This is a genomic window from Paenibacillus sp. FSL R10-2199 (assembly GCF_038000235.1).
Classification (GTDB): Bacteria; Bacillota; Bacilli; order Paenibacillales; family Paenibacillaceae; genus Paenibacillus_AQ; species Paenibacillus_AQ phytohabitans.
Map to the genome: position 1 here is coordinate 21,761 of NZ_JBBOBO010000001.1, position 23,780 is coordinate 45,540.

A 23,780-nucleotide genomic window follows, 5' to 3' on the forward strand; every position below is an offset into this window, starting at 1 on the left:
TCCCGGTCGCGCGCAGCTGACCGAGCTGTTTGTCTCTGCCACGATGTCTCATAAAATTAGATCTATAGCGTAGAATAGTAGAGAAGATTGAGGCCGTTATACACGATATGCACCACGACCCCGGGCCAGATGGAACCCGTCTTACGGAACAGTATACCATTCAGGATGCCGACCATGAATGCGTCGAACAGGATGACGTTGAATCCATGAACGACGCCGAAGATCGCAGCGCTGCCAACCACACCGGCCCATGCTCCGTAACGGTTCAGCGCATTGGCAATAACGCCCCGGAATACAAACTCCTCGCCGAGCGGCGTGAGGATAGCGCCAGTGATAAGCAGAACGAAGAGTGAGAGCGCGCCACCTTGCGCTGCCGTCTGGAAGTCCGCTTGGTTGTTCAGCTCGGAGATGAAGTGAAAATATACCCCCTCTATAACGAAGCATCCGCCGAACGCGACAACACCGAGGGCGGCTCCCACAAGCAGCCATTTCCGTTCGATCGCCCGGAAACCGAAAGCGCGCAGACCGCGAACCCGTAGAGCGTAGGCTGCGAACAAGGCGGCGAGGCCAACGAGACCATTGCCTGCACCCCCGATGTTAATTCGCAAAATGGCTTGCTCGTCAGGGATTTGCGTCATCCAAAGACCGAGCATAACAATGCCGATCAGATAGAGCCCCAGTGCAGTTAGGGTCTCTGGCCAGCCAGGTCGGGCTTGGGGCATAGTGGACGTGGAAGAGCTAATTACCTCCATGAGTTCCTTTTCAGTTTCAGACAATTTTTGAACCTTTTTCACGGGTGTACACCTCTTTGCATCGTTATGCGTAGATAACGACTTATTTAGTATATAAGTTGAACAAAAGGGGTTTATTTCCATATCATCGAATAAAGAACTTCAACCTACGCTAGCTGCGGTGGATGAAGTCAAGCAACAAGCCTTCACAGAAGTAACTTTTCCTACTTTGAAAAAAGGTTAATGGACGAGAAAATCCCTCACTTGCTCTTCAAAGATGAGTCGATGATCCGCGATTACCAAGCGCTTCAGCATACGTGGTTGCTCAAAGGCAAGCAACGTGTCATCCAGACAAGAGGCAAACATCGTGGTGTTAAACGATCACGGCCGTCCCGCTTACGGCAACCATCAGCATGCCATCGCGAATGACTTCATAATCAATGTCGACTCCGACAATCGTATTAGCTCCCATCCCTGAAGCTTTCTGAGTCATCTCAGCAAATGCCGTATCTCTCGCTTCCTGAAGCTTGCCTTCGTAAGCGCCCGAACGCCCCCCTACGAGGTCGGTAATCGAAGCCTTAAAGTCTCTGAATACGTTGGCTCCTATAATGACTTCACCGGTGGCAATGCCCAGATACTGCCTTATCGGGGAGCCTTCAATAGTTGATGTAGTGGTTATAATCATAAATTATCCTCCTCAATTGGTCTGGCTATAGGGTAATACTTTTGTTGACTAGGGACGATCTTCTCATAAACCAATCCTTTGTATGTTCGAAGAGCTTTCTCACCCCTATCCTACCAGCCCCAATGAAACAGAACCTAAACGGATAGACAAACATCAGCTTAATTTCACTCCCGCCGTTTAGGTTCTGTTAAAGTGATTATGCTACTATGGAAATGGGTGAAAACAATGACAAATCTATCCGATTTTAAAATCGCAATCGTCGACGACGAGCCTTCGATTGTCACGATGCTGCAAATGGTGCTTCGCAGGGAAGGGTTTCATCAGCTGTACGCGGCTTCCACCTGTGCGGAAGCTCTCGATTTAGCGAAGCGTGAAGCCCCCGATATCCTCCTGCTCGACATCATGCTCCCCGACGGCAGCGGCCTGGAGCTCTGCTCCAAGCTCCGCAAATACGGGAATCCGCATATTTTGTTTCTGACGGCCAAGGCTTCCGATCTCGATGTCCTGCGAGGCTTCGCTATGGGCGGGGACGATTATATCACGAAGCCCTTCAATCCTCTGGAGGTGGCCGCAAGAATTCAGGCACGCATACGCCGACTGGAGCCAGAAACCTCGGCGTCCAGTCCGGCGAAACGGCCCGATCCGGGGATTTATCGGTTTGGCCGCTTCACCGTCAACGAGGTGGAGGGCGAACTAATCGTGGAGGGACAGCCAGTTCCTTGCCCCGCGCAGGAGTTCCAACTGCTGCTGCACTTCTGTAAGTTTCCCGGCATCGTATTTTCCAAAACACAGCTCTACGACAAGGTTTGGGGGATCAACGGACAGGGCGATGATTCGACGGTAATGGTGCATATCCGGCGCATCCGAGAGCGGATCGAGATCGACCCCGGTAATCCGAAGCTGCTGCTTACCGTACGCGGGCTTGGCTACAAGCTGGTGAAGGAGCCGCAGGAGCGATGAAGATCCAACAGCGCATGGCCTTCCACTTCACGTATCAATTGATTTTTTATGCCCTGCTTATGGTGGCTATCACTCTGGTTGCCTGCATCTTGTTTTTCCAGAACATGACGAGTAATGAGATACGCCGGAACTTTCCGGTTGGCGTCCTGCAACAGATCGCTCAAGAAGCTCATTACAAGGACGGGATGGTTCAGATCTCCCCTGAGTGGGACAAGCTCATCGAGGAAAAAGGCATGTGGCTACAGGTTGTCAGTGCCGAAGGAGAGGTGATCTACGCCGTCAATACAACTCCGCATCATACGCTGCCGGCCTCCTACTCCATCGCTCAACTGCTCGATATCCAAGAGACACGGACGTTTGGGACGTATGCCGTACACACTCAGCTTAATTTTGCTTTCCAAGACCCGCTTCTGTATATACTGGGCTATCCTAGTCCTGACCTTGACCAGCTCGTTGCCTGGTTTCATGCCTACGGGCAGCATGGAATCGTGCGTAGCGAAGCGGTTTCCCACTTGGACCGGCGGCTGCGCAAAACCGGCAGCTATCTGCAGGTGATCGACCCCGAGAGCCATATCGTACAAGGCATCGGCGATGGAGCATACGTGCAGAAGGCGTATCGACAGCTGGATATCCTGGCCATCCAGCAATCGCCCAGCAACTATGACACGAATATTGTCGCCCATCGGGACAAGCTGAGCGGAATGACGTGGATTCTCTATACACCCCATGCAGCGGGAGCCCCTCTGAAGCATCCTGTGATGGAAAAGGCAACGCGTGGACTCGTCCGGATTACAGTTCTGATCCTGCTCTTGGCGCTGCCGATCTCCATCTGGCATGGCTACCGCTACGGTCAGCCGCTGATTCTGTTTGCAGGCTGGTTCGAACGTATGGGCCGGGGACAGTACGACCAGGTACTGACCGCCAAGGACATGCGCAAGATATTCCGCCGCAACGGCATGTTGCGCATCCGCTACAGGCTCTATAAGGAAGTGATTGAATCCTTCTATCAGATGACTCATCAATTGGCTCAGATCGAGAAGGAACGCGAGAGGCTGGAAAAGGCGCAAGCGGAGTGGATGTCAGGGATTTCCCACGATCTGCGCACACCACTGGCCACAATTCAAGGTTATGGGTATATGCTGGAGAGCTTGCCTGAGCAATGGAGCCAAGAGGAGATGCGCATCATGGGCTCGACGATCCGGGAAAAGGGGGATTATATGCTGGAGCTGATCTCCGACTTCTCATTGATTCATCAGCTCAAGCAGGGCGATTCGATCATGAAGTTTCGGGAGATCGACTTGGTTGAGCTGGTGCGCTGCTCCGTACTGAAGTACGTCAACGGCGCCATGATGTCTGAGTATCAGTTTCACTATGTTGGGGAGGATTGTCCCTTGCTGATACAGGCCGATGAAACCTGGCTGATGCGGTTGATGGACAATTTGCTGTCCAACGCCGTGAAGCATAACCCGCCTGGCGTGATTGTCAACGTCTATGTCGGCAGGATGAACGACAAGGTATGCATACGAGTAATCGATAATGGCAAAGGGATGGACGAGGAAACACTGCATCATTTGTTCAATCGCTACTACCGGGGAACGAATTCCGATGAATCGACGGAAGGATCCGGGCTCGGGATGAGCATCGCCAAAACCATCGTGGAAGCGCATGGCGGCGAAATCCAGGTAAAATCCAAAGTGTGGCAAGGCACGATAATTGAGATCTTATTGCCCAACTGAGCGTTTGGCTGGGAATGATTCTTCCCTGTATGTACTCCCAACATTGAACACGATTCCACATGTTTGGAGTAAGCAGAGTCAACACATACAACAACAAATTAACGGGAACGCCTAAAAAAAACCTCCCGATAAAGAGAGTGCATTCCCACGCCGAACAATCAGAACCGAATAAAATCAACCACGCCATGCGCAATCATCGCTGAAGTCACATCCCGCTTCCACTGCAAATAAGCAAAATGCAGCCCGAAGAGCAGCCCCCATGTAATACTGCCCGTCACCCCACCCTTTTCATTCCGTCTCAAACATTGAATCGGATTCTCCTGATATACTGCAAACGTACTTTCGAGTCTCATATTTGGAAGCTCCGTCCGTATCTCTGAAGAATTATCCATGAACAGCAATATAGCGTTCAATCCCCTGGAAGCCCCAGACAAAGTCCAGATGCCACATCGATTTGGAATATTCCCCATCCGTAAGAATGGACAGCCCATTCTCGCTCTCTTGCTCGACTACAGTCTGAATCGCCTCATCCTCACACTGCTCATAGCCCTGGAAATCATGGTAAAAAGGATAGCTAATATCATCCCGATGCTCAATTTGTTGTTTATATTCCAATCTGGTTATAGTGAAAGGTTATAGTGCGCCAGCCCGGATATCCAAGCTCTGCTCACTTCGTAAGACAATCGTAATACTTAGCTTAGAGAATCGTAAGCTCTCTTGCTTATGCTGTTCATGTAATCAAATAAAACGATGGAGTGTGATAAACATGGTTAAAGGTGAACCAGGCAAAAGGTTAATGATGACCGCGGTATTGGTGCTCTCTCTGGCGGTGTCCGGAATAGCCGGTGCGGCAGGAATGAAAACGATGAAAAAGAACGGCATGGAGCTAGTGAACTTAAGACAGGCGGCCGGGATGTACGGCTATAGCATCGAGTGGAACAGCAAAGACCGGTCCGTGTCCCTGGTTTACATGGACAAGATGATGGACGACGACAAGATGATGGACGATGGCAAGATGATGGATGACAGCAAGATGATGGACGATGGCAAGATGATGGATGACAGCAAGATGATGGATGACAGCAAGATGATGGACGACAGCAAGATGATGGACGATGGTATGAAGCCGATGGGCAAAATGATCAAGGTATGGATTGGATCGAAAAAAATTATGGTCGACGGTATGGCTGTCAGCCTGAATATGGCCCCTGCTCTCTACGATGGCAGCACTTATGTGGTGGACATGGTAGTTGCAGACTACATGAAGCCTGCCAAGGCTATGAAATAAGACGGACTGAGCTACCATCACCATATGCTATGATGGATTCAAATGTATTTTTTCGGATATGGGGTGGGTTAGGGTGAATGAACGAATACTGGTCGCTGATGATGATTCAAATATTACCGATGTGTGCCGCAGATATCTTGAACGGGAAGGTTACCTGGTGATCACCGCCAAAGACGGATTAGAGGCGCTGGAGCTGTGGCGCAGTCAGACTCCCAGCCTGATTGTGCTCGATCTGATGATGCCGCATAAGAATGGCTGGGAAGTGTGCAACGAGGTTCGGCAGACTGAAGATGTCCCGATCATTATGCTGACGGCCCGCGGGGAGGAACAGGACCGTCTGATGGGGCTGACGATGGGGGCTGACGATTATTTGACCAAACCCTTCAGTCCAAGAGAACTCGTGCTGCGTGTGCAGGCGATCCTGCGCAGAATGCGGGTGGTTCAGGCATCGCCCGTTACCGCCGCTGAACACACCATTAAGTATGAAGGACTTACCGTGGACGTAGCGAAGCGTACGGTGGAGATCAGCGGGCAAGTGATTGACTTGACGGTCACAGAGTTCGAGATGCTGTACTTGCTGGCAAGTCATCCTGGCCAGGCGTTCTCGCGGACCCAGATTCTGAGCAAAATATGGGATTTCAGCTACGAAGGAGATACCACAACAGTTACCGTGCATATCCGGAGATTAAGAGAGAAGATCGAACAGACTCCCTCTGATCCGAAATATATCAAGACGGTCTGGGGAATAGGCTATAAGTTTGCGGGGGATGGCATCTAATGAAACTGCGTACGTATTTATTGTTGTCCAGCCTCACGGGGATTGGCGTATTACTCATCTGTTTATTCGTCAGCTACTCCAAAATGCTCCTCACCATCGATCAATTCTATTGGTTGTCTGGTATAACGGCCGGGGTAGGCTTGCTCTCCTTCATCCTGCAGCATTTGCTGACACGGCCGTTAGAGAAATCCATTGCACGGATTACACAGCAGACTGTGCGAATTGCCGAAGGGGATTTCCATACCGAAGTCCCCTTAATCGGCCCGCAGGAGTTCAAGCTATTGGCACAGCAATTCAATGTAATGAGCTTCAAGCTGAAGGAAAGCTTCGACAATCTGCACCATTCTGAATCCGCGCGCCGGGAGCTGATTGCGAATGTCTCGCACGATCTGCGGACCCCCCTCGCCTCCATTCAATCGTTTGTTGAAGCGCTGGAGGACGATGTCATTCAGGATGAGGTTACCTTTCAACGTTATCTGAATACCATCCGGCTGGAGACGAAGCGGCTCGGGGGGCTGATTCATGATCTATTTGAATTATCCAGTCTGGAAGCCAAAGGTGAAATCTTCGACCCGCTGCCTTGTCATGCCGATGAGCTGCTGATCAGTACGCTGGAGAGCTTCTCGTTTCACCTCGCGGAGAAGAAGCTGAACGTGGAGATTGATCTGCCGGATAAACTGCCTGCCGCTCTGATGATGCCTGCGCAAATTAAGCGGGTCTTGTCCAATTTATTGCAGAATGCCATTCAGCATTCACCTGTGGAAGGAAAGGTCATTCTGGCTGCCGCTGAAGAGGGTCAATACCTGCGAATCTCAGTGACCGATGAAGGCCAGGGAATTGAAGCGGAGGAGACCGCACGTATATTCGAACGGTTCTACCGGATTGATAAATCACGCAGCAAGAACAACGGGGGTGCCGGTCTGGGCCTCGCCATCGCACAATCAATTGTTGAGCTTCATGGCGGCGCAATTGGGGTGCACAGTGTGCAGGGAGCAGGCAGCTGCTTCTGGTTCACCGTTCCCATCTATACCGGGTCAGGGTAAGCAGCATTTATTAAGGTGGTGACTGATTTGGCCGGTGATTCTATATTTCTGTTCGGCGTATTCGGCGCAGGGCTGTTATCGTTTTTTGCGCCATGTATTCTGCCGTTGCTTCCGGTATATGTGTCTTATCTGTCAGGAAGCCTAGCAGACGGCACGAATCAGGGAGTGGCTGACACCAGCTCCTTCCGGTTTCGTTCCAGTTTTATGATGCGGACGTTATTGTTTGTGCTTGGACTATCTGTAGTCTTCATCTTACTTGGTTTCGGTTCCGGCATCCTGGGCAATATCATATCCAGCCCGAGATTCATTGCCATCTGCGGAGCTATCGTTATCTTATTCGGGATCTATCAGACAGGCCTCATCAAGTTATCTTGGCTGGAACGGGAAAAAAAGCTATCCAGCAATCGTGTTACAAAAGGCGGATATATAGGTGCCTTCCTGCTCGGTCTGACGTTCAGCTTCGGATGGACTCCCTGCATCGGCCCGGTACTCGCAGGCATTCTCAGCATCGCTGCCGGTGAAGGCTCTCCTGCTTATGGAGGCTTCCTCATGTTTCTGTATACGCTCGGTTTAGCCCTCCCCTTCCTGGTCATATCCGTATTCTCGGAAGTTCTGGTGAAGCGGATTCGCCGCTTGTACAGATTCATGGGAGGAATCAAAATCGCGTCCGGCTGTATGCTGATTGTAATGGGACTGCTGCTTATGACAGACCGGCTGAATACGATTGTCGGCTGGATTCAATAAATCGCTAGGAGGGTTAGCTATGAGGAGTGCGTGGAAATGGATGGGATATGTCCTGGTGATTGGCGGAATGCTGTCGCTCCTGATGGCCTGTGGTACGAAGCCGAACGCACCCGCCGGCAATACCGGCTCCCCCGCTGCAATGGACAAAGGAAAGCCTGCACCTGACTTTGCATTACAGGATCTGAAGGGTAACTCTCTTCAACTGTCGGATCTACAGGGTAAGAAAGTGTATGTGAAGTACTGGGCTTCCTGGTGTTCCATCTGTCTGGCCGGACTTGAGGACCTGAATACCTTGGCCGGGCAAGAGAATGATTTCCAGGTGATCACGATTGTTACACCGGATTCCAAGGGAGAGAAGTCCTCCAAGGAATTTACAGAGTGGTTCAACAGACAGTCTTATGACAACTTAACCGTACTTTTGGATGAGGATGGGGTATGGGCCAAGAAATTTGAAGTCAGGGCATTCCCTACCTCCTTTTATATTGATGCAGACGGAAATCTAGTGAAATCACTCCCGGGTCATGCTTCCAATGAGCAAATTACCCAGACCTTCGGGGAAATGACGTCCACGGTCCGCACTGTCAAGACCACTCCCATTGCTGATAAGGATCTGCACAATCTGTACCTGGCGGGCGGCTGCTTCTGGGGTGTGGAGGCTTATATGTCCCGCATTCAGGGGGTTCAGGATGTAACCTCGGGTTATGCCAACGGGGAAGGCGAGAATCCGGCCTATGAAGATGTCATTCGCGGGGACCGGGGGTTCGCGGAGACCGTTCATGTGAAATATGATCCGAAGCAAGTGACGCTGCAGCAATTGCTGGAGTCTTATTTCAAAGTGGTTGATCCTACCAGCCGGAATAAGCAAGGCAATGACAGAGGCGTTCAATATCGGACAGGAATCTACTATTCGTCCCCAGAGGATGCAGCCATCATTCAGCAGGCCGTAGATCAGGAGCAGGCGAACTATGATAAGCCGATCGTAACGGAGGTTCTGCCTCTGAAAAACTATTATCTGGCCGAGGAGTACCATCAGGATTATCTGGAGAAGAACCCGAACGGATACTGCCACATTGACTTAAGTATTCTGGATGAGCAAGCGGTTGTGATTGATCCTGCCCAATACCCGCGTCCCTCCGATGAACAATTGAAGGAACAATTAACCGCTGAACAGTATGCGGTCGCTGTCAACAATGATACCGAACATGCCTTCAGCAACGAATACTGGGACAATTACGAACCTGGCCTGTATGTCGATATCACGACTGGAGAGCCCTTATTCACCAGCCGGGACAAATACGATTCCGGTTGCGGTTGGCCCAGCTTCACGAAGCCGATTACCCCGGAGGTGGTAACTTACACCACAGACAGCAGCTTCGGCATGGAGCGCACCGAGGTCCGCAGCCAATCCGGCGATATCCACCTGGGTCATGTGTTCGATGACGGCCCCGAAGACCGCGGCGGCAAACGCTACTGCATCAACAGCGCCTCCATCCGCTTCATCCCCCTGGACCAGATGGAAGCGGAGCATTACGGGTATTTATTGGGGCTGGTGGAGTAGATCAAGTGGAGATTTATACAGATTCTTAAAAAGATCGCCCTCCCTACGCTCAAGAGAGCCGTGTGGAGGGCGATTGTTATTTGTTATTTGTTACTTAACCCCAATATTGCAGGGCAATTTCTTGTCCTTGTCTAATCTTCGCCCACTGCTCATCTTCCGTTAATTCATTACCGCCATCGCAAGACGCGAACCCGCATTGATGGGACAGTAACAATCTGTCCTTATCAATAATTTTTGATGCTTCATCCAGCATTTGAACTACACGGGCCTCATCGTCAAGCGTATTCGTTTTGGAAGACAGTAAGCCTAATACAATTTCCGTCTCCGGTTTATCTTTGAATACCGCCAGCGCCTCCAGGGAGCCTGCACGGTCATCATCCCATTCCAGGAAGAAGCGGTCGTACTTCAGCTGCTTCAGGAACAGATTCGCAATCTTGGCATACGAGCCGCCGCCCATATTACGGGAATCGTAGTTGCCGCGGCAGTTATGCGTCCACATTTTGAGGCCCAAGCTATGACCATAATCAATAATGGTGTTGTTGATGTCAATAAATTCTGCAGCCAGACCCTGTACTTCCTCATGATTGATTTTCTCGCCGGTAAATGGAGAGTTCGGGTTATCATCGGCAAATAACTCCCATAAGCAATCGTCGAATTGCAGAATTTGTCCTCCGGCAGCAGCGAATTCCCCTACAAAATCCTTATAGGCCTTAATCAAACCGGCCTTCAGCTCATTTCTGTCCTTATACACTCCTGTACTGCCAATGTTATCCGACCAGGACAGCTCACCAAAAATATGGGATGGCGAAGGTACGCACAGCTTAGTCTCACGGTCGCCGGCAAGAGCTTGAAGCTTCTTATAGGCATGAATGAAATGATGGTTCTTTCCGCCCAATTCACCTGTAATGCGCAGACCGATATCTTTTCTGGTCTCATATTTGGAAGCTCCATCTATATCTCTGAAGAAATATCCATGATCCGCGATATAGCGGTCAATCCCCTGGAAGCCCCAGACGAAGTCCAGATGCCACATCGATTTGGAGTATTCCCCATCCGTAAGAATGGACAACCCGTTGTCTCTTTCTTTATCCACTACAGCCTGAATGGCCTCCGATTCACACTGCTCATACCCCTGAAAGTCCTGGTAAAAGGGATACTGGATATCATCACGGTGTTCAATCTGCTGTTTATATTCTAATAGCTCCGCCGGACGCAGCAGGCTGCCTACGATTTGAAATCTATTGCACATATATAGTCCTCCTCTATTCTCATACATCTCTTTCTCTTGTGTCTAAATTCTAGCATGGAGGACTTAGAGGTACGTAACACTTAAAAATGATATCTGGTTATAGTCAAAAGGTATAGTAAGGATCTGTTATGTAGTGTCCGTACCATTTTTCCTCCGTGACGACACAAATAGACTTTTCCCGGTGTGAATTCTAATTGAAAGCCTATCTGTAATTTGCTAATATTAATGGCTGATTGGGATTTCTAGGACTAATGACTCATGATGATCAAGGAGCGGCTGGGCCGGCTGGAGAATGGTGCGGTCCGGTTTGCCATTAAGGATAACGGCAGGGAATGCGTCCCGGGCTGCCGGAAGATTGGCAGAGGGCAGATGTGGCTAAAAAAGAATAAGGAGGTGAACATATGCTTCGGGCGATAATTGTCGATGATGAACGGCTTTCACTTAATCAGCTCAGCTGGGTTCTGTCCGAGAGCGGAGAGGTCGTGATCTGCCAGACCTTCCAGAATCCGGTGAAGGCCTATGAATATGCCAGGGACAACCCTATCGATATTGCTTTTCTGGATATTTCCATGCCGGAGGTAAGCGGGATGAAGTTGTCCCGGCAGCTTCATGAGCTATATGAGGCCATGGACGTGGTATTCGTTACCGGCTATGAGGAATATGCACTTCAGGCGTTCGACGCCAGCGCGACTGACTATCTGCTGAAGCCGGTTTCTGCGGAACGGGTAAGACAGACTCTGGATAAAATAAGGAGGCGGCCGAGGCGGCCGGAGGTGGAGCCTGTGCTGGAGGTATGCATGTTCGGCGGCTTTAAGCTGCTGCACCCCGGACCGGACCGGAAGGCTCTCAAGCTGAGGAGCCCCAAGACGGAGGAGCTGTTCGCTTATCTCCTGTACAAACGCTCAGTCAGCCGTGACGAGATCATGGACACCCTGTGGGGCGGGTTTGAATCCGGAAAGGCAAGCAACAACCTGAATAGCAATCTGTATTATATCCGCAAAGCTATCAGTGAAAGCGGGCTTAAGGTGTGCCTGCTGCCTGACCGGAATGAGGTACAGATTGTGGAGAATTCCCTGTCCTGTGACCTGTATGCATTCGAGCGTTTGCTGAGAGAAATCAGAATGAACCGGGACGGGCATACGGAATTACTGAAACAGGCAGCAGCTTTGTATACCGGACCTTTTCTTAAGGGTAAAACCTACGAATGGGCCAGCACCAAGGCGCGCCGCCTGGAGCAGGATTATATAGAGCTGCAAGAGTTGGCCGCCCGTATCTATCTCGAGCAGCATCAGACGGAGCAGGCACTGCAGGCATATGATGAAATCCTCCGGATCGACGCCCTGCGCGAGGATATCGCCGGGCAGGCCCTGCGGCTGTTGATCGGACTCGGAAGAACAAGCGAGGCCATCCGGCGGTACCGCAAGCTGGAGGAGGTTCTGCTGCAGGAGCTGGGAACACAGCCGGGCACCCCCATCCGAGAGATGATGCATAGATTGAACAGGTAAGCAGAAAGTTTAATAAGCAGACAAAAGCCGATTGCCCTGAAACAGGCAACCGGCTTTTTAGATTAGGATGATACTAACGGATAATCTCGATCCGTTTATCCTGCGGGAACCACATGACATAAGCTCCTAAGGCTTCCGAAACGTAACGCAGCGGCACCATGATTCTGCCGTCAATCGCCTGCGCAGGTACGTCCATGCCTTCAATCAATTCTCCCAAAGTCATTGTCAGCACTTTACCGTCAAGCGTAATGGTCGCTGTTTTGGTTGCGTGGTCCCACTTGACTTCAGCGCCCAAAGCTTCCGCTACAGCCCGGATCGGCACCAGGGTTCTTTGCTCCTGGATAACAGGCGGCACATCGTTTTGCTTAGCAAGTGCTCCAATTGAATACTCTTTGCTGTCAACCTTGAACGTAATCTTGGTAACCGAATCAGCCTTAACGATGCTGTACAAGCTGAAGCTGTCCGTATAGAACTCAAAGCTATTCGTTGCCGGGATATAGACCCCGCCAAGCTTGATCGTCTTATACGTGCCGTCTGCCTGAGGTACGAATCGAACCGCTGTCAGGTTGGTCGTATCACCGGTCACCCCTAGCTCCTTCAAGTTAATCGTGACTTTGACCGGTTCAGCGAAGCTCTTGATTCTCGTGCTGGTGCCGTTCGAATAATTCAGCTGGGCAATCAGGTCCAGAACCTTCCCGCCTAGCGGCTGCAAGCCCGCCTGATCCAGCTTGGCTCCTGCCAACACCTCATCGGTTTTGGACTTCTCTGTCATAAGTATTCCTAACTCCAGGGAAGCACCTAATCCTAGTTTGAGCTCCGGTACGTTCAAGCCATTCTTACCAAAATCAATTACACCAAGCGTAGATTCAAGAATAACCGGCTTCGCAGCCTTCATGATCTCTTGAACCTCAGACGCAGCTGTTTTTACTGTGCCTTGTCCCGTTTCAACTGTGTTCAGCCCATCTGTAATTTTGGTAGACGGCTGTGTCACAGGCTGTGTAGCTGCCGGTGGGGTATAGTTGCTAACCGGCGGTGTATACGAATCTACCGGTGCAGTCTTGATTACAGCTGCCCGGAAGGCATTATAAGCCGCTGTTAATTGCTCATTAGCCTTGTCAATCTCTGCTTGTGTTGCCGCCGTGCGGATGGCATTTTCCGCCGCCGTAATTGCGGCTTGCAGGATTGCTTTGGAACCCGCCGGATACTGTCCTACGCCGTTGCCCTCTGTGCTTTCATTTAAAAGAGTGGTCGCTTCAATAATTTGGGCTTGAATCTCTCCAGCATTTCCAGCTTGAATGACTGCCGCTTCAAAGGCTGCCACCGCTGCTTCCAACGTCGCTTTCGCTGCGTCGATTTGTGCTTGTGTTGCTGGGTTTTCAAGCACTTCTTTGGCTGCTGCGATCGCAGCTTCCAACACTTTTACAGCTTCAGCCGGATATTGGCCTACGCCTTCGCCTACGATGCTGTCTTTCAGCAGCGTTTGTGCACCCGTTACGGCTGCGTCAGCTTCTTCGCTGCTGCCTTTTGTATTAACCGCAGCTTTAAATGTCTTGATTGCTGCTTCCAGCGTCGCTTTGGCTTCGTCAATCTGCGCTTGCGTGGCTGGGTGTTCAAACACTTCCTTGGCTGCCTTAATGGCTGCTTTCAACACGTCGACTGCTTCGGCCGGATACTGGCCTACGCCTTCGCCTACTGGTACATCAACCAGCAATGCTTCTGCTTCAGTTACAGCTGTATCAGCTTCTTCGCTGCTGCCTTCTTTATTCACTGCAGCTTCAAATGCGGTAATTGCCGCCTCCAACGTTGCTTTGGCTTCGTCAATTTGCGCTTGTGTGGCTGGGTGTTCAAACACTTCCTTCACTGCCTTAATGGCTGCTTTCAACACGTCGACCGCTTCAGACGGGTATTGGCCTACGCCTTCGCCTACTGGCACGTCGACCAGCAATGCTTCTGCTTCGGTCACAGCTGCGTCAGCTTCTTCGCTGCTGCCTTCTTTATTCACTGCAGCTTCAAATGCGGTAATTGCCGCCTCCAACGTTGCTTTGGCTTCATCAATCTGCGCTTGCGTCGCTGGATGTTCAAACACTTCTTTCGCTGCCTTAATGGCTGCTTTCAACACGTCGACTGCTTCTGACGGGTATTGGCCTACGCCTTCGCCTACTGGCACGTCGACCAGCAATGCTTCTGCTTCAGTTACAGCTGCATCAGCTTCTTCGCTGCTGCCTTCTTTATTCACTGCATTTTTGAAAGTTGTGACTGCCGCTTCCAATGTTGCTTTCGCTTCATCAATCTGCGCTTGCGTTGCCGGGTTTTCAAGCACTTCTTTCGCTGCCTTAATGGCTGCTTTCAACACGTCAACCGCTTCAGACGGGTATTGGCCTACGCCTTCGCCTACTGGTACATCAACCAGCAATGCTTCTGCTTCGGTCACAGCTGCATCAGCTTCTTCGCTGCTGCCTTCTTTATTCACTGCAGCTTCAAATGTTGTGATTGCTGCTTCTAATGTAGCTTTGGCCTCATCGATCTGCGCCTGAGTTGCTGGATGTTCAAACACTTCTTTGGCTGCCTTGATGGCTGCCTTCAACACGTCGACCGCTTCAGACGGATATTGGCCTACACCTTCCCCTACTGGCACATCGACCAGCAATGTTTCTGCTTCGGTCACAGCTGCGTCAGCTTCTTCGCTGCTGCCTTCTTTATTCACCGTAGCTTCAAATGTCTTGATTGCTGCTTCCAGCGTCGCTTTGGCCTCATCGATCTGAGCTTGCGTTGCCGGGTTTTCGAACACTTCCTTGGCTGCCTGGATGGCTGCTTTTAACACGTCGACTGCTTCTGACGGATATTGGCCAACGCCTTCGCCTACTGGTACATCGACCAGCAGTGCTTCTGCTTCGGTCACAGCTGCGTCAGCTTCTTCGCTGCTGCCTTCTTTATTTACCGCAGCTTCAAATGTCGTGATTGCTGCTTCCAACGTTGCTTTCGCTTCGTCAATCTGCGCCTGCGTTGCCGGGTTTTCGAACACTTCTTTCGCTGCCTTGATTGCTGCTTTCAATACGTCGACTGCTTCTGACGGATATTGGCCTACGCCCTCGCCTACTGGTACATCAACCAGCAATGCTTCTGCTTCGGTCACAGCTGCATCAGCTTCTTCGCTGCTGCCTTCTTTATTCACTGCAGCTTCAAATGTTGTGATTGCTGCTTCTAATGTAGCTTTGGCCTCATCGATCTGCGCCTGAGTTGCTGGATGTTCAAACACTTCTTTGGCTGCCTTGATGGCTGCCTTCAACACGTCGACCGCTTCAGACGGATATTGGCCTACACCTTCCCCTACTGGCACATCGACCAGCAATGTTTCTGCTTCGGTCACAGCTGCGTCAGCTTCTTCGCTGCTGCCTTCTTTATTCACCGTAGCTTCAAATGTCTTGATTGCTGCTTCCAGCGTCGCTTTGGCCTCATCGATCTGAGCTTGCGTTGCCGGGTTTTCGAACACTTCCTTGGCTGCTGCAATCGCTGCTTCCAGTGTTGTTTTGGCTGCCAGCGGGTACTCACCTAAGCCTTCACCTACAACGCTGTCTTTCAGTAGCGTTTCTGCGCCGATCACTACCGCATCAGCTTCTTCACTGCTACCTGCTCCATTTACCTTAGCTACAAATGCGGTAATTGCCGCTTCCAACGCCGCCTTAGCTGTATCAATCTGCGCTTGTGTTGCCGGTTGTTCAAACACTTCCTTGGCTGCTGCAATCGCAGCCTCCAGTGTTGTTTTGGCAGACAGTGGATATTGGCCTACGCCTTCGCCTACAATGCTGTCTCTCAGCAGCGTTTCTGCGCCGGTCACAGCTGCATCAGCTTCTTCGCTACTGCCTTCTTTATTCACTGTATTCTTGAAAGTTGTGATCGCTGCTTCCAGCGCCGCTTTAGCTGTATCAATCTGCGCTTGTGTCGCTGGTTGTTCCAGCACTTCCTTGGCTGCTGCAATCGCTGCCTCCAGTGTTGTTTTGGCTGCCAGCGGGTACTGGCCTACGCCTTCGCCTACAATGCTGTCTCTCAGCAGCGTTTCTGCGCTGGTCACTACCGCATCAGCTTCTTCGCTGTTGCCTTCTTTATTCACCGCAGCTTCAAATGCCTTGATTGCTGCTTCCAATGTTGTTTTGGCTGTATCAATCTGCGCTTGTGTTGCCGGTTGTTCAAACACTTCCTTGGCTGCTGCAATCGCAGCTTCCAGTGTTGTTTTGGCTGTCAGCGGGTACTCACCTACGCCTTTGCCTACAATGCTGTCTCTCAGCAGCGTTTCTGCGCCGGTCACAGCTGCATCAGCTTCTTCGCTACTGCCTTCTTTATTCATTGTATTTTTGAAAGTTGTGATCGCTGCTTCCAGCGCCGCTTTAGCTGTATCAATCTGCGCTTGTGTCGCTGGTTGTTTCAGCACTTCCTTGGCTGCTGCAATCGCTGCCTCCAGTGTTGTTTTGGCAGACAGTGGATATTGGCCTACGCCTTCGCCTACAATGCTGTCTCTCAGCAGCGTTTCTGCGCCGGTCACTACCGCATCAGCTTCTTCGCTGCTGCCTGCTCCATTTACCTTAGCTACAAATGCGGTAATTGCTGCTTCCAACGCCGCCTTAGCTGTATCAATCTGCGCTTGTGTTGCCGGTTGTTCAAACACTTCCTTGGCTGCTGTAATCGCAGCCTCCAGTGTTGTTTTGGCAGACAGTGGATATTGGCCTACGCCTTCGCCTACAATGCTGTCTCTCAGCAGCGTTTCTGCGCCGGTCACAGCTGCATCAGCTTCTTCGCTGCTGCCTTCTTTATTCACTGCATTTTTGAAAGTTGCGACCGCTGCTTCCAGCGCCGCTTTAGCTGTGTCAATCTGCGCTTGTGTCGCTGGTTGTTCCAACACTTCCTTAGCTGCTGCAATCGCTGCTTCCAGTGTTGTTTTGGCTGCCAGCGGGTACTCACCTAAGCCTTCGCCTACAATGCTGTCTCTCAGCAGCGTTTCTGCGCCGGTAACTACCACATCAGCTTCTTCAGTGTCTCCAGCCAGTATCTGCGCCTTCTTAAACACATCGACCGCGTCTACAAGGGCTTGGTAAGTAGCATCAAGCTTCACTTGCGAAGAGGGTTTATCGACCACAATAATCGCTGCATCAAATACTGCCTCCAATGCTGCTATTGCCTCAGCCGGATATTGTCCAACTCCGGTTCCTGCTTTGCTGGCCTCCAAAAGCCTGCCTACCTCATAAATTTTTTCGAGAGCTTTCGAGATATTGCCCGCTGGAATTATTTTAGCGATGAAAATACCTGCCGCATCTATCAGTTCCTCATAAGCCTGGTCAATCTCCTGCTGGGTAGCCGGTTCGCTGATCACATTCGATGCTGCCGTAACCGCTGATTGCAAAATCGCTTTTGATCCTGCCGGATATTCTCCTGCGTCATCCCCCTCTTTGCTGTTGCTCAAAAGAGTGGTCAAATCCGTAATGGCCAATTGAAGATTTGTGCTGTCCCCGGCACGAACTACAGATTTCTGAAAATCTTCAACCGCATCCGCAAGTGTTTGGAGTGCTTCCTCTATTTCTTCTTGAGTTGACGGCCCGCCTACTACTATGTTTGCCGCCTCAATGGCTGTCATGAACAACGCTTTGACTTCCGGCCAATATTGCCCTGCACCGTAGCCCTCCGGGCTAGTATCATAGAGTGTCATTGCCTCCGACAACGCCATTAGAAGCGGGGCATACTCGCCCTCCTGAATCTTAGCATTTTCGAAAGCTTCGATTGCTTGTACCAAATCATGATGGGCATCATCAATCTGTTGCTGTGTCCCGGGGGAATCCATCAGAGACTCGGCAGCTTCAACAGCCTTATCCAAAGCATCGAAGGCTTCTGACGGATACTCTCCAGGGCGATCACCCTCTGCGCTAAAACTCAAAAGATTTCTTGCTGCTTCAATTTTGAGTTGGAGCTCTGTGCTGTTCCCTTCCTTGATCACCGCAGCTTCAAAAGCTACAACTGCGTTGTTCAGAGTTAGGATAGCCTCATCCATTGCTACTTGAGTCGCTTCTTCATTTGCCAAGTTTTCTGCATTTGTAATCACGGATGCCAGTAAGTCCATGGCTTCTAGCGGATATTCTCCTACAGCATTTCCTTCAGTACTTCCCTCCAGGAGGATTTTCGCCTCAGTAATTGCGGCTTGTAGTGCTGTATTGTCTCCCGCCTTAATTACAGACGCCTTAAAATTCGCCAATGAATTATTCATACTCGCTAACGCTTGATCAACTTCCAATTGAGTAGACATCAGGTTGATTAACGTCTCCCACGCAGCATCTATGGAACCTTGGAGAATGTCCTTCGAATCTGCCGGATATTGTCCAACTTTGGTACCTACTTCACTGGCATCCAAAAATGCCCGGGCAGTCTCGATGCCAGCCTGGAGCGCTACTTTATTAGTATCGGGATTCTTTGAATCCTTAAAAACCTGTAGTGCATTCACCAAATTTTCATAGGCTTCATTAATTTGTGCTTCGGTCCCTGAATTCCTAATCAGAACATTTGCTGCATCGATGACACTGTACAAATCTGTGTAAGCTGATGAAGGATACTGTCCTGGTCCATCTCCTTCCGAAGCAAACCTCAGGAAATCCCATATCTCACCAATTTTCTCCTGGAGTACCGAGGGATCTCCCCTCTTAATTTCGGAGTCTAAGAATTTTGTAATTGCGGCATCCAAAGCTTGATAGGCAGCCTCTAGCTCAGCTTCGGTAGAGGTGGGATTATTCCATTCTTTAGCCGAAGTAATAGCAGCTCCTAACGTATCTCTTGCCTCAGCCGGATATTGACCGTAGTCTGTCCCCACAGTGGTATAATCGAATATCCTTTGCGCATAGCTAATCTTGGCCTGAAACGGTGTCACTGCTGCCGCGCGAAATATCTCTATGGCATCGGATAACATTTGATGTGCATTTTTAATCTCTGCTTGATTATCTGAATAGTGGTACACATCTACTGCTTGCATAATGGCATCGTTTAAAGCGTCTTTTGCTTGTCTTGAGTATTGTCCTTCGCCATCTCCCTCAAGACTATATAGATAAAGGTCGGATGCCTCGATAACTTTTAAATACAAGTCATCCCTAGTGATCTCGGGACTTTCTGGCTCTTCCGGCTCTTCCGGTTCCTCCGAACCGTATAATTCACGTGGGATGGAGGTGCTATACAAGCCGGTATGAGCATAAGGATTCATGCCCTGCGGATAATAGTACCATTGGTAGCCCCGATTGGTGGATATATAATACTCTATCGTATAGGCTTCCATTTGTTTAAATTCGGGATCAGCCAAATTAACGGTGTACGTATCGCCGTCCACATGGGTTAGTTGGCCCATACCCTTCACTATACTTAGTCCATCGGAAGTTAATTCTGACCTGTAATAGACATTGATTGTTGGAACTTCGCCTTCCTGCAACTGCGTAATCTTGAATGTAGCGGGTATATTGTCGAAACTGGTAACAACAGGCGGAGTGTGCTCGACTATAGCTGCTGTGGAAAAGTCCGGCGGATCAGCCAACTTAACCGTCAAAGCTCCTTCCAACGAGTTCATGTCAATAACCTCGGGATATTGCAGGAATCCCCCATCTTCATCTAACATAGTGAAAAAATAAGTCATTTCATACGCATTGAATTCTCTTATCTTACTCTTGACTTGATAGGTAATGTCAGCAGAAAATACTGAACTATTGTCGTCTTCCCGTGTCAGGCTAATAATGTCACCCGGCACCATACCATAGGCATGCTTAAAAAATGTTCTTATCTGTACATTGTGAATTCCGCCATCCAGTGCCGTTGCACTTACGATGAGATGATTAAGATCACTTGTATCCAGCGGCGTAGGGGCTATTCTTGGCTGCGCCGGTTGCGGAGTACCCCCACCTGAATTCACAGTAATAGTATGAGTAGTATAAAAATTATCCGGCAATACAGCTTTGATGGTAATTGTTCCAGCTGGTGCTCCTTTATCAACGAACAGTGTATTGCCCACAATCCGCTTGCCTACCGGATTTTCTTCCACAATGGATAATTGAACATAATCTGGAGGATAAGATGCCTCCCCGTACTCAAAGGTAACAATTATCTCTGCCTCATACGATTCATCCGTAACATCAATAGTATCCTCCAGGTCTCTCAATCCAGCAGAAGTATACTTCATAATATTTAAATCATCTTTCAATACCAGATCAGCCGCATGTATCAAGCCCGTCGGTATGATCATCGCAAACACCAGCAACAAGGCGATTATCCGTTTAAATCTCAATGCCTTTTCCTCCATTATTTTCATTTTTTCTACATCAATTTATTCTACACGACAGCGCTAAACGTAGAATAAACAAGAAAACCGCCACGAAGGGTGGCGGCATGAAGTAATGGATTGTCTACGGGGTTCAGTCCTGATCCTTATTCTTTTTCCTATATTCCTCTTGGATTCTTTTAGCCTCAGCCCACTCCTCCGGCGGAGTGAAGTACGCATCGTACTCCTTCAGCGCCTCCGGCGACTGCTGCTCTCTCCATTCCCATAAGTGCATCAAGTAATCTTCACCATCCCCCATTCTCCAGCCAATGCTGAACGGCTCAATTTCAGGATACACTATCCACTTCGGCAGCAAGAATTCCGGCATATATTCATCTAATCCATTCCTAATCTCCATCAGCAGCTTGCCCAGCATATTGCCGCCTTGGCCGTTACCGCCGTCACCCCAGTAGGCATCATTGGCCGTATGTTCAACTAAGGTACAATCGCCTGTCGACAAAAGAATGGACTTTATAGCGGGATGCTGCTCAACCTTAGCCATCAGCGCTTCTCTCATAACCTCTACCTTGCATTCTTCCCAATCCGAACGAAGCGGCTTACTCCGGTCCCGCCCCAAGCGTGCTGTCTCCATCGGCGTTCCGGCGAGCCGGACCTCTTCCTCATGCTCAGTACCTGCGAACTTCTGCGCCTGAAAATAATGCTCCGTGGTTGCCCACGCCTTGCCTTTTAACACTATGGGGTACTTCGCAAAATTAGAAAAACAACCGTAAGGCTTATCCGTTTCATAGAAGCGTATAAAGCGTTCTTCGGGATTGAGAGCCAGCAGCTTTCTTCTGTTGTCTTCAAGGATCTTCTGGATGTGTTCCGGGGTGTTCATAATGAGCGTGCCTCCTTGTCCGAATATCATCTAACCGTCATTCAAGTTCATAGTAAATCTACAAAAACGCACCAAAATACAACTCTACCGCCTCCTGAGAATAGCCGTCTTCTCCCTGCCACTCAGCCATAGAGTTAAAATCATGACTCCCGCCTCTGCGTTTCCGGGGTGTGTCCCGCGGTACCAGCAATCCGGCATAGCCCCAGATCTCCATGATCACATCCCGTTCATTCTTACTGGAGGGAATCACGTCCTTCCACCGCTTCTCCAGCATCCGCGCACTCTCATGGTCCGCACAATCCCGTATCGCTTCGAGCATCCCGGAGAGTATGGCAGTATCCTCGGCGGTAACCTCGAACTCTTCTTCTTTACTGAATAATTCAAGGTCCAGCCAGCAGTATAAAAGCCAGTTCAGACGAATCCCGCCCCATTTGACCCGTTCGAAATTCAGCACATTCAGATCATTATTTATATATTCCCGGTCTGACATTAATCTGTAAAAGTTACAATCCCCGCAGCTGCTATAATTGGGCCGTACAACACTCCGCTGCTCATAATTATGTACAGGTAGCGCGGAAGTCAGAGCCCAGCTGGATAGGGCGCTCCTCAAATGGACCTTCTTCGTCGACAAGCTGTGCAGGAACGCGGCCGCTACCCGCTCCTTGGTAATCGTCTGATGCAGCTCATACAGCCGAAGGACAACCTCGTCATGAGTAATCGTCACAGGATCGAACATCAGGCCTTTGCTTTTGGCATAGTCGAAATCCTCACCGGTGAAGGCAGCAGGACTGCTCTTCCAGCCGGCTGAGGTCCAGAAGGTGTTCATGAGGATTTTCTTTGCTTTGTTGTCCATGGGTTCACTTCCTCGGGTTTGGCTTAATCGGCTCTATAGCTTAGTTCTATAGCTTCTATGTAATTACCTGTTTTCCGGAACTTTGAACTAAGCTTAATTCTCTCTATATGTACAAAAAAATAGACCGCCAGGAGGCGATCTACCTATTACTGCCGATAAGTGAGCTTAACCGCTCCAGGAGGTCTCCACCGCCGGTTACAGAGATAGAACCGATTTTGTCGCATATCTTCTCGAGGAATTCCAGCTCCTTAAGACGGAACAGGGTCTGATTCTCGTCCATCAGCTTCGCCGTATTCAGCAGGCTGCGCGTCGAAGCTGTCTCTTCCCGGCGGGTTAGCAGGTTCGCCTGCGCCTTCTTCTCTGCGAGCAGGACGGTGTTTAGAATGTCCTTCATTTCCCCCGGCAGAATGACATCCTTCACCCCCGCCCCGAGGAAACGTACCCCGAACGCTTCTTCCTTCTCCTGGATACGGGACAGAATGAATGTGGCAACATCCTCTTTTCTTTTCAGGAGATCGTCCAATTTCAGCGTCCCGACATACTCCCGGAGCAGGAGCTGAAGCTGGATGTGTATCTGCTCGTCAAAAGCCTTCATCTCCAGAACGCGGTGCGGACTTACGATTGTGTACTGGCATACGAAGTTCAGACGCAGCGAGACCTTATCCTCTGTCATCATTTCCTGGCCGACCAGATCCATCTGCTGTTGTCTTAGATCGACCGTCTTCGTCAGTACCGAGACCGGTCCCTTCCAGAAATAATACTTACCAGGCGTAAGCTCCCGCTCGAGCGTATGATCATAGAACAGGAATCCCTGCTCGTAGCTTGCAATTTCAGTGCACTGCACATACGGAGTAAGCTTCGAGATAATCGAGCGGTCGATCCCGGCAGGCAGCTCCGGCTGCCCTATATCCGTATGTACGAAGGTGTGCTCCCTCAGGAGGTTCCAATAAGCATACACACCCGGCTTCAGCACTTGCATGAATTGGCCATCCTCATAGTGCAGAACAATCTCATGATCCTGTACACGTACGACATCGAGCTCCCGCAGGAGTTCATCATCCTGTAGGAACAGCTGCAGGTCTTTACCCTCGACACTAAACGGTTTGGCAATATTCAGTACTGCCACTGTATGCTGCGACCATGATAAGTAACGGTAGGTTCCCGGCAGCAGCCGCTTCACATAACTTCCCTTATGAAAGAGCAGACCGCGCTGGTCCGCTTGAATCGTTATTTGCTTCAACATATGTATGCCCCCTTCATGTTTGACCAATGGCTGACAGAATCCCGCTGCAGCTCAGGCGGAATCACGTTTGAGACAGGCGGCCCTGCCGGGAGGTCCGGGAGGACTACTTGAGGTCCGAGGCTAACCCATACTTCAGCCAGCCTTCGTTCCCTTCTTTCCTTGCCACAGCCTCCCAGCTACCGCACCATCGGTATCCACGGATTGCAAAGCCCTTCCGCAGTGCGCTATACCAGCCGCCAG

General features: G+C 50.2%; 17 protein-coding genes and 2 pseudogenes. 10 read left to right on the top strand and 9 right to left on the bottom strand.

All coding sequences use genetic code 11. The annotated features are described in order from the left end of the window. Nucleotides 1-62: 62 nt before the first annotated feature. On the bottom strand, nucleotides 63-722 hold the full coding sequence (locus NYE33_RS00085) for a CPBP family intramembrane glutamic endopeptidase (protein WP_341064270.1): 660 nt from the start codon (nucleotides 720-722) through the stop codon (nucleotides 63-65). A gap of 178 nt (nucleotides 723-900) precedes the next feature. On the opposite strand from NYE33_RS00085, the pseudogene NYE33_RS00090 reads away from it, so the two are divergent. Beyond that, nucleotides 901-1,109, top strand: a pseudogene (locus tag NYE33_RS00090) (hypothetical protein); the annotation flags it as partial. Here NYE33_RS00090 and NYE33_RS00095 read toward each other — a convergent pair. Beyond that, nucleotides 1,105-1,416: a YbjQ family protein gene (locus NYE33_RS00095; protein WP_038585821.1), complete on the bottom strand. Its 312-nt coding sequence runs from the start codon at nucleotides 1,414-1,416 to the stop codon at nucleotides 1,105-1,107. The pseudogene NYE33_RS00090 and the gene NYE33_RS00095 overlap by 5 nt on opposite strands. A gap of 225 nt (nucleotides 1,417-1,641) precedes the next feature. Here NYE33_RS00095 and NYE33_RS00100 point away from each other — a divergent pair, with 225 nt between their 5' ends. Together NYE33_RS00100 and NYE33_RS00105 are read left to right on the top strand one after the other, a co-directional pair. After that, the gene (locus NYE33_RS00100; RefSeq protein WP_336102681.1) at nucleotides 1,642-2,376 is read left to right on the top strand and encodes a response regulator transcription factor; all 735 of its coding nucleotides are present in this window, start codon (nucleotides 1,642-1,644) and stop codon (nucleotides 2,374-2,376) included. Between the two features lie 104 nt (nucleotides 2,377-2,480). Beyond that, on the top strand, nucleotides 2,481-4,112 hold the full coding sequence (locus NYE33_RS00105) for a sensor histidine kinase (RefSeq protein WP_341064273.1): 1,632 nt from the start codon (nucleotides 2,481-2,483) through the stop codon (nucleotides 4,110-4,112). Nucleotides 4,113-4,270: 158 nt separating this feature from the next. Here NYE33_RS00105 and NYE33_RS00110 read toward each other — a convergent pair whose 3' ends face one another. After that, on the bottom strand, nucleotides 4,271-4,465 hold the full coding sequence (locus tag NYE33_RS00110; protein WP_336102679.1) for a hypothetical protein: 195 nt from the start codon (nucleotides 4,463-4,465) through the stop codon (nucleotides 4,271-4,273). Beyond that, nucleotides 4,428-4,736: pseudogene (locus NYE33_RS00115) on the bottom strand (5-methyltetrahydropteroyltriglutamate--homocysteine methyltransferase); the annotation flags it as partial. The gene NYE33_RS00110 and the pseudogene NYE33_RS00115, both read right to left, overlap by 38 nt. Before the next feature lie 142 nt (nucleotides 4,737-4,878). Here NYE33_RS00115 and NYE33_RS00120 point away from each other — a divergent pair. The 5 genes from NYE33_RS00120 (at nucleotide 4,879) to msrAB (ending at nucleotide 9,523) form a co-directional block, all read left to right on the top strand. Further along, entirely contained in the window at nucleotides 4,879-5,400 is a 522-nt protein-coding gene (locus NYE33_RS00120) for a hypothetical protein (RefSeq protein ID WP_341064274.1), read from the top strand. A 73-nt stretch (nucleotides 5,401-5,473) separates the two neighbouring features. After that, nucleotides 5,474-6,178, top strand: a complete 705-nt coding sequence (locus NYE33_RS00125) for a response regulator transcription factor (protein ID WP_042133522.1) — start codon at nucleotides 5,474-5,476, stop codon at nucleotides 6,176-6,178. Then, a complete protein-coding gene (locus NYE33_RS00130) occupies nucleotides 6,178-7,221 on the top strand; it encodes a sensor histidine kinase (protein WP_336102677.1) in 1,044 nt (347 codons plus the stop codon). The genes NYE33_RS00125 and NYE33_RS00130 overlap by 1 nt, the downstream gene beginning before the upstream one ends. 27 nt (nucleotides 7,222-7,248) lie before the next feature. Next, nucleotides 7,249-7,965: a cytochrome c biogenesis CcdA family protein gene (locus NYE33_RS00135; RefSeq protein WP_042133518.1), complete on the top strand. Its 717-nt coding sequence runs from the start codon at nucleotides 7,249-7,251 to the stop codon at nucleotides 7,963-7,965. Between the two features lie 19 nt (nucleotides 7,966-7,984). Then, nucleotides 7,985-9,523, top strand: a complete 1,539-nt coding sequence (msrAB, locus tag NYE33_RS00140) for a bifunctional peptide-methionine (S)-S-oxide reductase MsrA/peptide-methionine (R)-S-oxide reductase MsrB (RefSeq protein WP_341064277.1) — start codon at nucleotides 7,985-7,987, stop codon at nucleotides 9,521-9,523. Between the two features lie 94 nt (nucleotides 9,524-9,617). Here the strand turns inward: msrAB and NYE33_RS00145 are convergent, their stop codons facing one another. Beyond that, on the bottom strand, nucleotides 9,618-10,772 hold the full coding sequence (locus NYE33_RS00145; protein ID WP_039292589.1) for a cobalamin-independent methionine synthase II family protein: 1,155 nt from the start codon (nucleotides 10,770-10,772) through the stop codon (nucleotides 9,618-9,620). A 258-nt stretch (nucleotides 10,773-11,030) separates the two neighbouring features. Here NYE33_RS00145 and NYE33_RS00150 point away from each other — a divergent pair, with 258 nt between their 5' ends. Both NYE33_RS00150 and NYE33_RS00155 read left to right on the top strand, forming a co-directional pair. After that, nucleotides 11,031-11,189: a hypothetical protein gene (locus NYE33_RS00150; protein ID WP_341064279.1), complete on the top strand. Its 159-nt coding sequence runs from the start codon at nucleotides 11,031-11,033 to the stop codon at nucleotides 11,187-11,189. Beyond that, nucleotides 11,174-12,277, top strand: a complete 1,104-nt coding sequence (locus NYE33_RS00155) for a response regulator (RefSeq protein ID WP_341064282.1) — start codon at nucleotides 11,174-11,176, stop codon at nucleotides 12,275-12,277. Before NYE33_RS00150 ends, NYE33_RS00155 begins: the two co-directional genes overlap by 16 nt. 73 nt (nucleotides 12,278-12,350) lie before the next feature. On the opposite strand, the gene NYE33_RS00160 is transcribed toward NYE33_RS00155, so the two are convergent. The 4 genes from NYE33_RS00160 to NYE33_RS00175 all read right to left on the bottom strand — a co-directional run bounded on the left by NYE33_RS00160 (nucleotide 12,351) and on the right by NYE33_RS00175 (nucleotide 23,540). After that, nucleotides 12,351-20,573 (bottom strand): stalk domain-containing protein, encoded by an 8,223-nt coding sequence (locus NYE33_RS00160; RefSeq protein ID WP_341064285.1) that lies wholly within the window; start codon nucleotides 20,571-20,573, stop codon nucleotides 12,351-12,353. A gap of 127 nt (nucleotides 20,574-20,700) precedes the next feature. Continuing rightward, on the bottom strand, nucleotides 20,701-21,444 hold the full coding sequence (locus tag NYE33_RS00165) for an NADAR family protein (protein WP_341064287.1): 744 nt from the start codon (nucleotides 21,442-21,444) through the stop codon (nucleotides 20,701-20,703). A gap of 58 nt (nucleotides 21,445-21,502) precedes the next feature. Then, nucleotides 21,503-22,297: a hypothetical protein gene (locus NYE33_RS00170; protein ID WP_341064290.1), complete on the bottom strand. Its 795-nt coding sequence runs from the start codon at nucleotides 22,295-22,297 to the stop codon at nucleotides 21,503-21,505. A gap of 139 nt (nucleotides 22,298-22,436) precedes the next feature. Continuing rightward, nucleotides 22,437-23,540 carry a slipin family protein gene (locus NYE33_RS00175; protein WP_341064291.1) on the bottom strand — a complete coding sequence of 368 codons (1,104 nt, stop codon included), beginning with the start codon at nucleotides 23,538-23,540 and terminating at the stop codon, nucleotides 22,437-22,439. Nucleotides 23,541-23,780 lie beyond the last annotated feature (240 nt).